This is a genomic window from Microcoleus sp. MOSTC5 (assembly GCF_036701825.1).
Lineage (GTDB): Bacteria > Cyanobacteriota > Cyanobacteriia > Cyanobacteriales > Microcoleaceae > Microcoleus > Microcoleus asticus.
Genome location: NZ_JAUBRK010000027.1, coordinates 82,350 through 96,965, shown reverse-complemented (window position 1 = coordinate 96,965; position 14,616 = coordinate 82,350). Strand labels below are relative to the sequence as shown.

The 14,616-nt window shown below is 46.4% G+C and carries 12 protein-coding genes; 1 reads left to right on the top strand and 11 read right to left on the bottom strand.

All coding sequences use genetic code 11. The annotated features are described in order from the left end of the window. From QUA54_RS16830 to QUA54_RS16815, 4 genes are all read right to left on the bottom strand, one after another. Window positions 1–693, bottom strand: a 693-nt coding sequence (locus QUA54_RS16830) for a hypothetical protein (protein ID WP_333415518.1), incomplete at its 3' end; no start/stop codon positions are given. Window positions 694–711: 18 nt separating this feature from the next. Then, complete coding sequence (locus QUA54_RS16825; RefSeq protein WP_333415517.1) at window positions 712–2,019, bottom strand: glutathionylspermidine synthase family protein; 1,308 nt, start codon at window positions 2,017–2,019, stop codon at window positions 712–714. A 288-nt stretch (window positions 2,020–2,307) separates the two neighbouring features. Then, on the bottom strand, window positions 2,308–2,961 hold the full coding sequence (locus tag QUA54_RS16820; protein ID WP_333415516.1) for a DUF1190 domain-containing protein: 654 nt from the start codon (window positions 2,959–2,961) through the stop codon (window positions 2,308–2,310). A gap of 214 nt (window positions 2,962–3,175) precedes the next feature. After that, entirely contained in the window at window positions 3,176–4,237 is a 1,062-nt protein-coding gene (locus tag QUA54_RS16815; protein WP_333415515.1) for a lysylphosphatidylglycerol synthase domain-containing protein, read from the bottom strand. A 230-nt stretch (window positions 4,238–4,467) separates the two neighbouring features. Between QUA54_RS16815 and QUA54_RS16810 the strand changes: the two genes are divergently transcribed. Next, a complete protein-coding gene (locus QUA54_RS16810) occupies window positions 4,468–6,513 on the top strand; it encodes a S8 family serine peptidase (RefSeq protein ID WP_333415514.1) in 2,046 nt (681 codons plus the stop codon). Window positions 6,514–6,643: 130 nt separating this feature from the next. Here the strand turns inward: QUA54_RS16810 and QUA54_RS16805 are convergent, their stop codons facing one another. From QUA54_RS16805 to QUA54_RS16775, 7 genes are all read right to left on the bottom strand, one after another. Next, on the bottom strand, window positions 6,644–7,123 hold the full coding sequence (locus tag QUA54_RS16805) for a hypothetical protein (RefSeq protein ID WP_333415513.1): 480 nt from the start codon (window positions 7,121–7,123) through the stop codon (window positions 6,644–6,646). A gap of 152 nt (window positions 7,124–7,275) precedes the next feature. Continuing rightward, window positions 7,276–8,949, bottom strand: a complete 1,674-nt coding sequence (locus tag QUA54_RS16800) for a glycosyltransferase family 39 protein (protein ID WP_333415512.1) — start codon at window positions 8,947–8,949, stop codon at window positions 7,276–7,278. 124 nt (window positions 8,950–9,073) lie between these two features. Then, the gene (pruA, locus tag QUA54_RS16795) at window positions 9,074–12,049 is read right to left on the bottom strand and encodes an L-glutamate gamma-semialdehyde dehydrogenase (protein WP_333415511.1); all 2,976 of its coding nucleotides are present in this window, start codon (window positions 12,047–12,049) and stop codon (window positions 9,074–9,076) included. Window positions 12,050–12,133: 84 nt separating this feature from the next. After that, complete coding sequence (locus tag QUA54_RS16790) at window positions 12,134–13,063, bottom strand: hypothetical protein (RefSeq protein ID WP_333415510.1); 930 nt, start codon at window positions 13,061–13,063, stop codon at window positions 12,134–12,136. A gap of 169 nt (window positions 13,064–13,232) precedes the next feature. Then, complete coding sequence (locus QUA54_RS16785; protein ID WP_333415509.1) at window positions 13,233–13,577, bottom strand: DUF5615 family PIN-like protein; 345 nt, start codon at window positions 13,575–13,577, stop codon at window positions 13,233–13,235. 4 nt (window positions 13,578–13,581) lie between these two features. Then, the gene (locus QUA54_RS16780; protein ID WP_333415508.1) at window positions 13,582–13,908 is read right to left on the bottom strand and encodes a DUF433 domain-containing protein; all 327 of its coding nucleotides are present in this window, start codon (window positions 13,906–13,908) and stop codon (window positions 13,582–13,584) included. A gap of 186 nt (window positions 13,909–14,094) precedes the next feature. Further along, window positions 14,095–14,364, bottom strand: a complete 270-nt coding sequence (locus QUA54_RS16775) for a FitA-like ribbon-helix-helix domain-containing protein (RefSeq protein ID WP_333415507.1) — start codon at window positions 14,362–14,364, stop codon at window positions 14,095–14,097. Window positions 14,365–14,616: the final 252 nt, after the last annotated feature.

The following is a 14,616-nucleotide window of genomic DNA, read 5'->3' as shown; positions in this document are numbered from 1 at the left end:
ATTTGTTGTCAGCAATTTACAATTATGAGTTAGCTCTAGGGGATGAAATTTAAAACCTCTAATTATAACATAAATCTTTTTTGCAAGAGGTCTAATCTTTTCTAACAAGGGTTCGATCCGATCGATTTTGTCGGGATGGCGATGTTGGATGAGAGTCGCAGCATTCCTAAAATGCCGCCCCTCATCCTGCGTTACCAAATGTCCTACGCGAGCAAAGCCGTTCCCATAGTGTTGGTAGAATTCCTTAATATCCCGGTGATAAGACCACACGGAACCCATTTCGTCAAACATTAAACCAACTAGAATGGTGAATTCGTTCTCAATCAGAAACGAGATCGGTTCGAGTTCATGCACCCGACTCTGGTTTTTTTGGTCGATCGCCTCTGGGGACAAACCTGATACCATGTGATAGACCTTACGTAGAGCAACGTAGTGCCGTAATTCGTCTTGCAGCCAAAGTTCGATCGCACTCATGAATTCTAACGAGAACTCCGAACTGCGAGATAGCAGATGCTCGTAGAGTGGCTGACTGTCTCCCTCAGAGAACACATCTCGGCTCAGGAGATCCATAAATCCAGCCTGAATTGTAGGCGCGACTTCGGGAATTTTCAACTCATCGGCAATAAATTCATCTACACTCCACTCACTGCTAAGAATCGGAATTCCCCGGACATCATGAGTTTGTAATTTCATAGTTTTTCTAATTAGAACTTAAGTATTCACCAGACGATCGCTCACGATATGCGGAACGATTAAGCAATGTCGTCCAGTGATCGGATTGCTATCTCCGCGCAATACGATGCCAGATGGAGTATCGCCGACAATCCAGGAACCTACGACGAAGTGGTAGCCAAAATATTCGGGCAAGGGTTGATAGGACTGAATAATGAATCCTTCGCGATCGTAGCCCATCGCCTCGCGGGTATGAACGGCTCCGGCAACAAAATCGCCTGTTTCAATAGAAACCCCAACACCTTCTAGACCGACGAGGGGCTTTTTGACGTGCATTTGGGTCAGTAATGCTGTGGATTCGAGCGAGATAGTATCTGTGAAGAAAGTGGGTAGCAAGAATTGAGCGTATACTGGGTGGTTGCCAAATAATTCCCACATCCACACCATCGATCCTTTATTGCTTAAAATCTGTTTCCACAGCGGTTCAATGATTTTCACGTCCCCTGCTATCAGGCGCGATGCTAGGGCTTCATCTGCGTTAAAAGATCCGCTTGCGATTTGCAAATCCAGCCAATCGACAATTTTCCACAGCCGCAATATCCGATTGTTGAATTGATCGACAAAAAATCCTTCTTCATCCACGCCCAGATGGTTGCGCAATCCTACAAGTTGGGTAAAAAAGCGATCGTTTCCCAATTCTTGATTAATAATTTCGACCAGTTGTCCTGCCATCTCGGTATCTTCTGACAGATGCTCGTCAATTAACAAGCTCAGGCCGAACTGCTTTAAATCATAATGGCGACTTAGAGTGCGGAATCGACCCGCAACTTCGTCCCAAAAGTTGTTGAACTGATTGGCATCGTTGGGAAGCGATCGCAAATCTCGGCTTGGTTTTTTCATGTCATCTAACCACAGCCATTGATAGACTGTTTCTGCACCCAAGAGAGGAGTTTCGCCGTTGATTTCTAGAAGGCTAATTTTTCCATCTTCAGTGACGGCAAGATCGAAACGGGTATAAAGAGACATATCTTCTGCTTCGTCAACCCGATCCCACGAAACCTGAATTGCTTCCCAGAAAGCAGGGGGAATAGCGAGTTTTTTCATCCGATTTTCTAGGCCATCGGCGGTGAAAAACCAGTCCAAAAACTCCCGACACATATCCCAAAGAGCCTCAGTAGCATCCCAGATCCTCGCCTCTTCCTGGCGCGAAAACATCACCCCAAAGGGACGCTGTAATGCTTCTGCCCAGTAGCGCTGGTTGATGTCTGCAAGAGGCTGACATTGGTAGGCGTTATCTAATACGTGCTGCTGCCAGTTGCGTCGTCGCTGAAACAAAAAGGGATACATGGTTGAAGCGCCTTGCTAGTGGTGTGGAACTCAAGGATCTACAAAAACAGAGAAAAGAACTAGAGAAAAAATAGTTGTGGGATGAATCGCCGCTCAAAAATGCTTGCATCATATCTATTCCGGCTGCGCCGCAATGATATCAAATCCGCGCTTCATCCTCGGGCATAAAGTCGAATCAAGCTGCCAACAAATCAGGAGCGCAATTTTCATTTTTTTGACCCCTCCTTCTACAGTCAACAGTCAACAGTCAACAGTCAACAATGATAAGGAGTGCAACCGGAATCGATATCACTTGCCTCCGTCTCCCAAAGGAGCCGTGGAGCGGACAGCATTACCAAAGCTCCCTCGTCCCTTGATGGTTCCCTGAGCTGCGTGGCCTGGGGGGCGATTTGGGGTGTCGCGACTGGAGAAAAAGTAGGGAGAATCTAGCGGTATGCCCTGTAGGGGACGAGTAATCTGGGTTCTCTCTGGAGTTACAATTCCGATGTTGGAGCGATAAACGGGTTGCACTGGATAAACCGTGTAGGAGCCGCTGGAGCCGCCGTTGACCACTGTTGGAGGGGCATCATCATCGACATCATCGGTGAAATAGAAGCCGCCGAAGTCTGGTCGCCATCCGGGGGTAGCAACGCTGGAATTCGATACCTGCGAGCAAATGCTTGCTGTGTCTTCTTGGCATTCTGGCTGCGTGCGATACACGGGCGTAATGCGTTCGTATTCCTGCATGGCGTACCGGAACTGGGCCTGACACTGCTCTTTGGTGAACCCGTTGCTTTGGTTCGTCGCATCTACAATACATTGCTGTTCGGATTCGTAGTAGCGTACTTCGTTGGGTTGCTGCAACATGGTATAAGCAAGATAGCCTAATCCACCGCTCGCCAGTACACCTGATGTAATTAGAAGGTAACGAATTGTTGTCGTTCTATTGTTGTTATGAGTCATGGCTAACCGGAGGTTAGAGTCATTATTTCAAAGAACCTGTAATGTGATGAATTGGCTGCCACTGAGATGATTGGATTTACACGGTCAGCCAAAGTTCAAGTAATTTACCTAAGTCTGTGACTTGGCACTCAGGACTTTGATTATAGCTTTTACTACATTGCCAGATTCAGGGATTTCTCGAACGCAGCAAATTATATTCCTCAAATATTTGATTTCAAATTCGCCTTTTTTGACTGCGCTGATTTCGCTGGCGATCGAGCTTCGCTAAAAATGCACCGGAAACATCCGCCATAATGCTAATTATCCGATACAAAGCCACCGCACTCAGAATTATACCCGTAGAAAAGCGATCGGACAGCAGGGCGATCGCCGTTGCTTCAAATACTCCCATTCCCCCCGGTGCTCCGGGTACGACTAAACCGACAACAAACGCAAAACAAAAAGCACCTAACAAGTTGGGAATATTGCTAAAGTTCACCGGAGTTAAAACCATTACAGTTAGCAAAAAACCGCAGCCCCGCAATCCGATAAAACACATTTGTCCGATTAACGGCACTAAAGGATAGCGTTTTATTGGCAAATTAATTTTGCGGCGGGACTTGACATTCGATGTTTTTTTAGCTAAATTTAAAGTAGACTCTGTAGGAATATTTAGTCCCTCGCCCGCAGCCTCCCCAGTCTTTGAATTTTCCCCTTTATTCTTTGATAACTTCAACCGCTCTACAAACAAAACGATCGGATTTAAAATTCGGGGATGAATCGCCGTCAAAATAGCAGCACAACCGACAAGCCGCAACAACCAATTGAATTTGTCAAAACAAATCAACCCAATCAGCACGCCAGCAGAAGCCATCAGCAGCGGTTCCAGCAACACGCTGAGAGTAGCAGCTTTCGGAAAAATACCTGCCTTTTTCGCGTCCAATATTCGACCCCAAAAATGCCAAATATTCCCCGGCAAATACTTGGCAATATTAGTTTTGAGAAAAACTTGAATTGCCCAGGCGGCAGTTACAGGTTGGCGGAATTCCCGCAAAATCAACATCCACACCCAGCCGACAAAAATTAGAGAAAATAAAGTGACGCCAAGGGCGATCGCCAGCAACGGAAAACTTTCGGCTCGAATTTGGATATTCGCGACTTCTCGCCAGTGAGTTAAAAAAGCTTTGGCAATAAATAAAAACGTCCCGCCCAAAATCACATAGCGCAAATAAGGCTTTAAATGCGATTTCGCGAGATTTAAAAAATTCTGAATTCGATGCAAGTGTTGTTTTCCCATTTTCCGATCCCGATTTTGAATTTGGGATGACTGCTTTCTTAACCACTATTTCATATTTCAACACTCCAGACTGTTTTTTTTGAACGTTGGAAGCATTGATATTTCGTTCCCGCTTGAACCCTGGAACCCGCATTTTCTCGTTTACCAGCACCTCATATCGAAATCTTGTCCCGACTATTGATATTTAAACTTTAAAATTTAGAGAGCTCGTATTTAAGGAGTATATTTTTATGGTCGGCCCGACTTCTGATGGTCTTTCGTATCTTTTAGACGATAGCCCCAATAGTTTAACTTTAACACCAGGCTTTTTGACTCCTTATCCTAACGGACTTTTTGCCCTCGAAGGCAACGATTTTATTGTGGGTGCGTCGGATGCCGATCGCATCAGCGGCGATAATGGTAACGATCGCATTCTCGGCGGTGGCAATTCCGATACCCTGTTCGGGGGTGCGGACAACGATTTGCTAAACGGCGGTGTCAACAGCGACATCCTGTTTGGCGATGCCAACAGCGATACCTTGCAGGGAGGTAAGGGAGAGGACGGCCTCAACGGCGGCGGCGGCAGCGACGTTTTAGTGGGCGATGGGGGCAAAGATACGCTGACAGGGGGTTTGGGCCCAGATACCTTTGTCCTCCGCAGCAACTCCGCAGTCTCCGATCCGGCGGCAGCAGATATTATTACTGACTTTAACAGTTTTGTGGATTCGATCGGACTGACTGACAATCTTACCGAAGCTGACTTGATTCTCGAAGAAATCTCGATCGCCCCGGGTATTTCCAATACATTAATTAAAATTCGCCAATCCAATGCTATTTTAGGCTTGGTAGCCAACGCATCTCCACAAGACCTTGCCAATACATTCATCTCTGCAACTACCGTATTGGGCAACCAACTGGATCAAGCTCGCGATTTAGGCGTTTTGGCCGGCACTCAAACGATCGCAGACTCGGTTAGCAACGCCCGGCCAGACGGCCTTTACCGCTTTACTTTGCCTGCAACTAGCGACTTTAAATTAACTGTCAGCGGTTTGACGGCGGATGTTGACGTTGCTGTGATTAAAGATATCAACGGCGACAATTCTATTGACTTTACCGATATTATTGCTGCTTCTCAAGAACCGGATTTATCGCCGGAGTCGATCGACCTCAACGCTTTGGCAGCAGGCACTTACTTTGTCCGAGTTTATCAATACCAAGGCAGTACAAACTTTAACCTAAATCTGTCTGCAACTCCTGCAACTGTTTCTCCTAACAATCCGAGCAACTTGCAGGGTTTTGACTCTCGTTTTGGGTTCGGTTTGGTGAATGCAGCGGCGGCAGTTGCTAAAGCTCAAGGTACTGCAACTTTTCCTGATGTTCCCGACTTGGGCGGCGACGAGTGGGGCAGAGATTTAATTAAAGCTCCAGAAGTTTGGGCGAAGGGCTTGACTGGAGACGGAATTGTGGTGGCAGTTATCGACAGCGGAGTTGACTACAATCACCCGGATTTGACGGGGAATATTTGGAGCAATGCGGGAGAAAGCGGTGTTGACGTGGCCGGTCGCAATAAAGCTAGCAACGGGGTTGATGATGACAACAATGGCTTTGTTGATGATTTCCGGGGATGGGATTTTGTCAACAGCGATAATGACCCGATGGATGATAACAGTCACGGCACTCATATCTCGGGTTTAGTTGCTGCGAAAAAAGATGGGGTTGGGATTACTGGCACGGCTCCAACTGCGAAGATTATGGCTGTGAAAATACTCGATCAGGAGGGGGTGGGGAAAATTAGGGATGAAATTAATGCGATTAATTATGCGGTGGCAAATGGAGCCAAGATAATTAATGTGAGTTTGGGCGGTCTCCAGTTGAATGAAGAAGAATTGGATGCTATTCGAGTCGCTGAAGCTCAAGGGGCGATCGTGATTTCGGCGGCGGGAAATGATGCTCGCCCGGAGGTGGATTATCCGGCTCGGTTTGCCAATGAGGTAGGAATTGCTGTCGGTGGTGTTAGCCGGAACGGCTTGTTTGCAGATTATTCTAACCGGGCGGGTGCGGAGGCAATTAATTATTTTGTTGCTCCGGGCGGCGACGGTGGCAGGGCTGATTCTGGTGACGTTTATTCAACTGTGCCGCTTTCTGAACCGGGGATTCCCTATCAATATTTTGCGGGTACTTCAATGGCTGTGCCGCAGGTAGCTGGGGTGATAGCTTTGATGTTGCAAGCTAATCCGAATCTGACTCCTGCTGAAATTAAGAGGATTCTTGCGGAAACTGCCAATCGAGCTGTTTGAATTTGATTTTGTGCGATCGATCTACAATTCTCAATCTTATACCAATTATTCACTTAGGGACACGCAATGCCGTGTCCTACTCCCCGCGTCGGACACGGCATTGCCGTGTCCCTACTTTTGGGAATTAGTATTAAAAATTGGCGGCGTAACTTAAATCAAATTGGCGGCACAGGGTGATGCAGCAGTAGTTTGGTCGATCGAATACTAACTCGTAATTCATCTCGCCGTCTATTTTGGTGATGGGCTGCTTTAATGGGATGCCCTGAATGTCGTATTGGCGGCGTTCTAAGGCACTCCAGTCGATAATTTTGATGTCGATTTGGTTTTGCAACTCAGTTGCGATCAGATATAGTTGCATCTTGTCTTCAACTTTCCCTGTCAGGGGGATTTTTATTAACACTGACTGGGTGACGATGGGTTTTTGGTCGTTGGGATGTTTCTGGGTGTGGCAGCTTTTGAGTTCTATATCATAAGGTTCTACCTTGAATTTCTCTCCGCTGGCGATCGCAGATGAGTGCAAATCTTTCAGGCACTTTTCTAGGTGAGGAATTAGCCCTAAGTCTGGATCGCACAGCAGTTTGCGAATATTCGAGGTTTCAGTGACTGTCATTGTAGATTTTTTATGTTATTTTTTGCTTCTTAACTTCTAGCTTAACGCGAAAAACAACCCTATTGAACTATACTTGCGACATACTTCCAAAAAACCATTTTCTGGGCAGTATGTCTCGGTGAATAAGACATTTTTTGCCTTAATTTTGTAGGTTATTTTTTGGTAATTTTCCAGAGTTTGAGGTCAACATTAGCGTCAGCCGGATCTATTTGATAGTTTTGTTGCTGAATTGCCGATCGCAAAGTTGAGGACGGTCTGTATAAAAACAACTCGCTGAAACCATCGGGAATTTTCGAGGGTTGCGGTTTTTTAAGTGCCAATTTTCGATTTTTGTAGCAAGAAGTGTAACAGCGGGGTTCTATTAGCAGTTTTACTTTTGGTTTTAGGTAATAACTTAAAGGCATCATATATGCGATCGGGGCATCGCTGATAATTAGGGGATTGCTGGCTTGATTTACAGTCTCAGCTACTTGTAATTCGGCTCGAAGCCAGCCGCTGCCTTTATTCCACCAAGTCTCTCTTTGAGAACTAACTCCACCGGATATAAGACCTGCGGCAAACAGTGCAACTATAACTATTCTCCACAGTTTTTGCTGTTTGAAGTTATCCAAATTGTTACTAATTTTCGCAGACAGCAGGTAAGCCACTGCTAGCTGAATTCCCACATAACAAGGAACTAAATATCGCGGATTTGCCGACCGCCTCCCACCTTTCATTATATCAGGTACTGCTAAAAACAAAGCTGTTGTTGCAATTAATAACAATACTATCAACCACACTCGCTTTGGTGTATGTCGGTACAGAAAATAAAGGGCATAGCCGACTAAAGCAAAAATCATTATGCCAACGGGAATTAGCAAGGCTAGTTGTGTGGCGTTGGCAGTTCCATCAATGCCAATATCAAAAAATGCTATGGTGACGGAACCAATCCACCTGCTGACTAATCTTAAGAAATTGGTCTGTTCTGCCCATGCTGTTGTGCTTCTAATTTGATTGAAGTTTTCTACAGTATTTATGAGGGAAGGCATGAAGCCGATTAAGGCGATTAAAGCTGCTACATAATAGGCAATAAATGTTTTAACATCGCGCCAGTTGGCAATGACTGCGACGTAGATTGCGTGGGCGGCGGCGACGCAGACAAATAACAAGTGGGTGTACAATCCCAGTGTTGCTGTGCCTGCATAAAGCGCCCAGGAAAGAACGAGGGCGACAGGATTTTGATTTTCGTCAGGGCGCATTGCTCGCAGCAAGGCTGCACTGGATAAAATAGTAGTTACTGTCCACAAACTGTACTGTCTTGCTTCTTGGGCAAACAAGATGTGGTAGGGAGAAATTGCGAAAATGGCGATCGCCATCCACGCCACTGTTGAAGATTCAAATAACTCCCAAGCCAGCCAATAAATTGCGGGAAATACTAGCAAGCTAATCACGGCGGCTAAACTTCTCATTGCTGCAACGGAACTGCCGAACCACTGCGCCCAATATCGCGCTAGTACGTAATACAGCGGCGGGTGTTGGGGGTCTTCTGTTGCTAAAGAATTCAGGGTATCGCTTAAAGTTTTTTCGGAATTTATCTGCTGATATTTTTGTAAATCCGCAGGCGAGGTTATTTTCTGGTAGGAAATTTGTTTGATAATTTCGGCTTCGGTGTAGCCAGAAACTCTCAAAGAAGTATATGTTTCGTCGAGCCAGTAAAATTTGCGATCGAGATTGGCGAAGCGAAATAAAATACCGATGACCAATACGGCTATAATTAAAAATCGCAGCCACTTGTCAAGTGAAGGGTTTTGAAAATTTAGCCGATCGCGATCTTTAGTAGATTCCATTTTATAACTAGCTCATATCGCAGAAATTTTTTCTGTCACCCCACCCGTAAGGTGCGCATTGCGCACCCTACCAACTTAACAGCCAAAGAGAGGACTTCAGTCCTCACTGCCAACAAAGGAATGATTAATCATCCACTCCTTCAATCGGTGCAAAACCCTGCCGCTGAATATTTTCAGTTATGGTGCGGGGTTCCAGAAATTGCAGCAAATAATCCGGGCCGCCAGCTTTAGAACCAACTCCCGAAAGTTTGAATCCTCCGAAAGGTTGCCGCGATACCACAGCGCCAGTAATTCCGCGATTGATGTACAGATTTCCGACTTCAAAATCGGATGCGGCTCGATCGATATGCGAAGGCGTGCGAGAATACAATCCGCCGGTTAAAGCAAAATTCGTACCGTTAGCAATAACAATCGCTTCGCTGAAATTTTTTGCCCGAATCACCGACAAAACTGGGCCGAAAATTTCTTCTTGGGCGAGAGTTGCTGTCGGCGATACTTCCGTAACAATGACTGGGCCGACAAAATAACCGGTTTCCGGTGCCGGCATTTCTAAAGCTATCTTAGCTTCAGCGCGACCTTTTTCGATGTATTCGCGGATGCGCGAATGGGCATTTGCATCGATCACAGGGCCGACTTGAGTGCCGGGATTTTCTGCTGGGCCGACATTGAGCGATCGCGTCGCTTCTACCAATCTTGCCACAAAATTATCGTACACCGATTCGACCACAATTACTCGCGAACAAGCGGAACACTTTTGGCCGCTGTAGCCAAATGCCGAATAAACTACGCCTGCAACTGCTTGGTCTAAATCCGCACTTTCATCGACAATAATTGCATTCTTACCGCCCATTTCCGCAATTACTCGTTTCAGGTGTTTTTGTCCAGGCTGCAAAATCGCAGCATCGGCATAAATCTGACAGCCAACTTCCTGAGAACCGGTGAAAGTAATCATGTGAACGTCGGGGTGTTTCACCATGTAAGCGCCGACGGTTGAACCTTTGCAAGGCACGTATTGAAATACGCCTTTGGGAATGCCAGCTTCTAGCAAAATTTCTGTGATTTTTGCTGCAATTACTGAGGAAACTTCCGCAGGTTTGAGCAAAGTACAATTCCCTGCCACCAGCGATGCAACTGTCATTCCCACAGGAATTGCGAGGGGAAAATTCCAAGGGGAAATGATTAAAGAAATGCCGCGCGGCTGATAGCTGTAGCGGTTGGTTTCTCCGGCTACGTCGTAATTTTTCCCTTGTTCCAACCGTTCCATTTCGTCGGCGTAGTACCGGCAAAAATCAATAGCCTCGGAGACTTCGGCATCGCACTCTCTGACAGGTTTGCCGACTTCAAACACCATCCAAGCTGACAGTTCGTGCCGTCTTTGTTCTATCAATTCTGCGGCTTTGCGGAGGACGCCGGCGCGCTGTCGGACGGGGGTTTTTCGCCAACTGGTGGAGGCTGATTTGGCTGCTTCAAGGGCTTGTTTTGCCTGTTCTTCGGAAAGCAATCCGATTTTGCCGACTACTTCTGTGGGATTGGAAGGGTTGAGGGAATTGACTGTTGCTTCAGTATTTTGGTACTCGCCATTGATTAGCGGTAAATAGGTTTTACCTAAGTTGGCGCGCACTGATTTGATGGCTGTTTCTGCTTGTTGCCGCAATTTGGTATTGGCGTAGTCGGTATCGGCAACGTTGGGAAATACTTTGCTGTAAACTAGCTGGTCATTTCCGTTAGCAACTGGCGCCGCTAACAATTGTTCTATCGGCATTTCTTCGGAACTTTGCCGGATGAAAGAACTGTTGGCGGTATTTTCCAGCAAACGGCGGATCAAATAAGCCATTCCCGGCAATAAGTCGCCGTAGGGACAGTAGACTCGGACGCGATAACCCCGATCGACCAAAAGCTTAGCCAATTTGTCGCCCATGCCGTACAGTACCTGCATTTCAAAGCGGCGGCGCGGGATGTTGAGAGTTTCGGCAATGGCGATCGCCCTCGCTTGCGAGCGTACGTTATGACTGCCAATAGCTGCATACAAATATTCGTGATTTTCGAGCAGCAACTGCGTCATCTGCTCGAAATTGGCATCGGTAGCAACTTTGTCATTGTAGACCGGCTGCGGCCAATCTTTCTGCATCGCTTTGATAGTTTCCTGATCCCAGTAAGCGCCTTTTACCAGCCGCACTGTCACCGGATTTCCGCGTTTTTTTGCCCAGGAAATCAGGTTTCGCAAATCTTGGGCACTGTCGCGCAAATATGCTTGCAATGTAATTCCGATATCCGTGCGACTGCGAAACTCTTCTTCTAACAATAAGTCTTTGAGAATGCTCAGAGTCAAACTCTTGTAAGCATACTGTTCCATATCGAAATGAACGGCTGCTCCCAACTCCTTTGCGCGGCGCAGTAACAGGCGAATTCTCTCGCTTACTTTCTCCTCGCTACCTTTAGCATCCAACGGGTCAAACTGAGAATAAAAAGCCGTTAACTTTACCGATACTTGCACTCGCGGCAGAGTTTCGCCGTCAGCTTTATCAATTGCATCTACCTGCGACCAATTCTTCGCTGCATTCGCCAGTTCCTCCATCAATTCCAAATAGCGGTTAAGATAACTTTGCGCCTCCGCTTCAGTAATGACAGCTTCCCCCAAAAGGTCAACTGTAAAACCCATTTTATCTTTGCGAAGTCGCTCTAAGGTTTTAATTACCTGCTTGATATTTTCCCCAGAAATATACTTGTGCGCCAAAGTTTCCACAGCAGGCGCAACCGTCGTCGCCGCCAATTGACCCGGAACCGAATCAGCGTTAGCAAAGTTGAGCAATTTTTTCAATGCTTCGGGCAATTCTACCTCTTGGGCGGTCAGGTATTCTTGCAGGTGGCGGGCAATTTCCGGCCTGCTGCGGAGGGCAGGCAAACAGTCAATAAATCGAAACAACTGCACCCGCAGTCCGGGGTTAGCCATCGCCCAATCCATAAGTTTGTCGTCCCAGCGCATTTGGTCTTGGAGTTGACCGAAAAAAGAGCGCTTTTTCTCTTGAGTTACCCGCAGTATTTCTTTGGCAATTTCCTGGGTTTTTGCTTCGTAGATGTTTTCAGATACTTGTGCGATCATTGGTAATAAGTAATTTGTAATTGGTAATTAGCTACAGGGGGACTTTATGTATTTTGTAACTGCCCCCTGATACAATTATAGTTGCTATTTGACTTCAATTTTAACTTGGTAGTTTGCTTGGCGATCGCCTGAAATTTCAATAGTATAATCGCCGCTACTGGCTAGTTGACCTTGCCACTGACCTGTGCTGTCAGCAGTACCTACATTTTCACCGTTAGGAGCAATAATTGCTGCGCTAACTTGACCTTCTTGAACATTTATTGTCATGCTTTGGCCGCTATTGCACTCCACTAAGTAGCGCTTGGATATGTTGGCTCGCAAACTACTGCTCAGAATAGTTCCCGTAGCACCTGCTTGAAAGTTAACTCGCTCAGTTACAGGGGTTTCAACCGCAGCGGGAGAAGGAGAAGGAGAAGGAGAAGGAGAAGGAGAAGACGACGACGAGGGGGAAGCAAGTTGCGGAACGCCAGACACAGAGGGTATTTGAGTGGGACTGGGCGACGGAGGGATTGTGGCGGGCAGTCCTCTTCCAGGGGCAGGGGGAAGTCCGAGCCGGCGGTTGGCGGGCGCTGTTGCGACAGGCGGAGGGCTTTCGGGGAGGGGTACGTCAGCGGGTAGTTTGATTTGAAGGTTCGCTCTTTCCTGATACATTCTCCACGCTAGCAAACTGCCGAGACTAAGGACGGAACCGACTAACATTCCGCTGAGAAAAACTGCTAATATTTGCCAGGAGCGAGCTGGTTTGGGATCGGGGTTGGCAGTTGGAATTGTTGGAGCCGGATAACTTGCAAGTTGAGTTGTTTCCGGCGCGCTATCGGCAGCAATTGGAATTGTTTCGGCTTCGTCGATTGGCGCTGAAATATCTTCGGGCGCGACAATTTCTGCGGGAGTTTCTGCTGGTGCGGAAGTTGAATCTGTCCTGGCAATTTCACTGCGATCGAACTCATCACTGGCAGTGGAAATTGTTTCCGGTTGCTGGGTCAAAATTTGTTTTTTTTCCTGTTCGTCGCTCATGGGGCTAAATTTATTTTACAAAGACCGCTGTTAGACATTTTACGTTACTGGTGCGATCGCCTGCACTGTACCAATACGGCAAGGCTCTTGACAAAATGCCCTCCGTGTCGATCGAGAAATCTGTCTGCTGGGGCGATCGCAATTTACCAGCTTTTTAAATCTCTGTTACTTATTGAGATGGACGATTGACTCGAACCAGCATTCCTCTCAATGTTTCCACATTAGAAATAGCCTCCGAAATTCGTGTAGCCATCCTCTGTCTGTCCTGCTGATCGTCTTTGCAGACAATGATACCAGCATGATTAGGTTGTGAAGCGTGCAGTCGAATAAAATCGATTCGATTGAGTGTTAAAACTGCCCGTTCCTTTGTGACAGCAAAAGCCAGGACATCTTCATCAGGAATGCCCTGATTTGCATTACTCGCTTCTTGTACAGTAAGCACATCGTGACCTAGAGCGCGAAGTAATTCAACTACTACCCGAGGAAATTGTTCATCTGCATACAAACCTGCCATGATATTAGTCTATATCGTTCAACTTAATTACTGCTTCAATCTCGTCAGGAAATGCTTCAGCATAAGCCCAGGCATTTTTCAAGTCGCTAGCACTAAGATGCGGATAATCTTCTAAAAGTTGAGCATCAGTTGCACCTAATCGACGAGACTCTACCAATCCCCAAACAGAAATTCTAGTCCCTGCAATCCTGGCATTACCGCCGACTATACCGGGAGTTTTTTCAATTCCCTGCCAGGTGTTGGCTAAACTTTGAGCTAATATCTGTATTGCTTGAGCTTTCTCGGGCGGAGTCAGGGAAAGCAGTTGTAGTTCTAATTCTTTTAGTGTCATAGTTAATGAGGGGTTTGACTGCTGGGAATGTCGTATGTATATTATAGCGATCGAGCTTTTTACTGGTAAAAATAAACCACCCGACAAGAAAATGGTACTTTTGTGGAACAGGCATCTTGCCTGTTCATAAAAATGGTACTTTTGTGGAACAGGCATCTTGCCTGTTCATAAAAATGGTGCAAGATATTATTTGTCGCGATCCTCTCTCATTAAAGCGGTACTATCTAGTATCATCCCCATATTCGCCGGACGAGACTCGCGACGACGGCTGATTTCTGCCAATAGTTCTGTTACAGACTTTTTACCTTTTCCTGAGAGGGGTTTTGTCTCTGTTGACAACTCGGCTTCTAAAATGGCGATCGCAAACGCGCTAATCGAGCGGTTTTGAGCTGCGGCTAACTCTTGGAGTCTCGCGTACAATTCCTCTGGTATATTTTCTATTTGCAGGGTAGCCATCTGTTAAACTCCTAGCATAATTTTCCTAAATATTAGCATAGGAAGGCGGGTTTACGAGATAGTTACTTTTAAATATAGATTGTTGGTAAAACCCACCCCTTGTATCTTTAAAGAGGTATCTTGCGATTTACCGTTGGGTGGGGGCGGGTTTATGAGATTGTTAGTTACAGGCGCGTATTGTTGGTGGAACCAGCCCCTACAAATTCCCAATTCCCAATTCCCCATTCCCCATTCCTCATTACCAATTACCCA

What these genes read in the sequence shown, in the direction of transcription:
- QUA54_RS16780 (WP_333415508.1), bottom strand. Translation starts at nt 13,908, where the DNA reads ATGACACTAAAAGAATTAGAACTACAACTGCTTTCCCTGACTCCGCCC.
- QUA54_RS16775 (WP_333415507.1), bottom strand. Translation starts at nt 14,364, where the DNA reads ATGGCTACCCTGCAAATAGAAAATATACCAGAGGAATTGTACGCGAGA.
- QUA54_RS16810 (WP_333415514.1), top strand. Translation starts at nt 4,468, where the DNA reads ATGGTCGGCCCGACTTCTGATGGTCTTTCGTATCTTTTAGACGATAGC.
- QUA54_RS16785 (WP_333415509.1), bottom strand. Translation starts at nt 13,577, where the DNA reads ATGGCAGGTTTGTATGCAGATGAACAATTTCCTCGGGTAGTAGTTGAA.
- QUA54_RS16815 (WP_333415515.1), bottom strand. Translation starts at nt 4,237, where the DNA reads ATGGGAAAACAACACTTGCATCGAATTCAGAATTTTTTAAATCTCGCG.
- pruA (WP_333415511.1), bottom strand. Translation starts at nt 12,049, where the DNA reads ATGATCGCACAAGTATCTGAAAACATCTACGAAGCAAAAACCCAGGAA.
- QUA54_RS16800 (WP_333415512.1), bottom strand. Translation starts at nt 8,949, where the DNA reads ATGGAATCTACTAAAGATCGCGATCGGCTAAATTTTCAAAACCCTTCA.
- QUA54_RS16825 (WP_333415517.1), bottom strand. Translation starts at nt 2,019, where the DNA reads ATGTATCCCTTTTTGTTTCAGCGACGACGCAACTGGCAGCAGCACGTA.
- QUA54_RS16820 (WP_333415516.1), bottom strand. Translation starts at nt 2,961, where the DNA reads ATGACTCATAACAACAATAGAACGACAACAATTCGTTACCTTCTAATT.
- QUA54_RS16790 (WP_333415510.1), bottom strand. Translation starts at nt 13,063, where the DNA reads ATGAGCGACGAACAGGAAAAAAAACAAATTTTGACCCAGCAACCGGAA.
- QUA54_RS16805 (WP_333415513.1), bottom strand. Translation starts at nt 7,123, where the DNA reads ATGACAGTCACTGAAACCTCGAATATTCGCAAACTGCTGTGCGATCCA.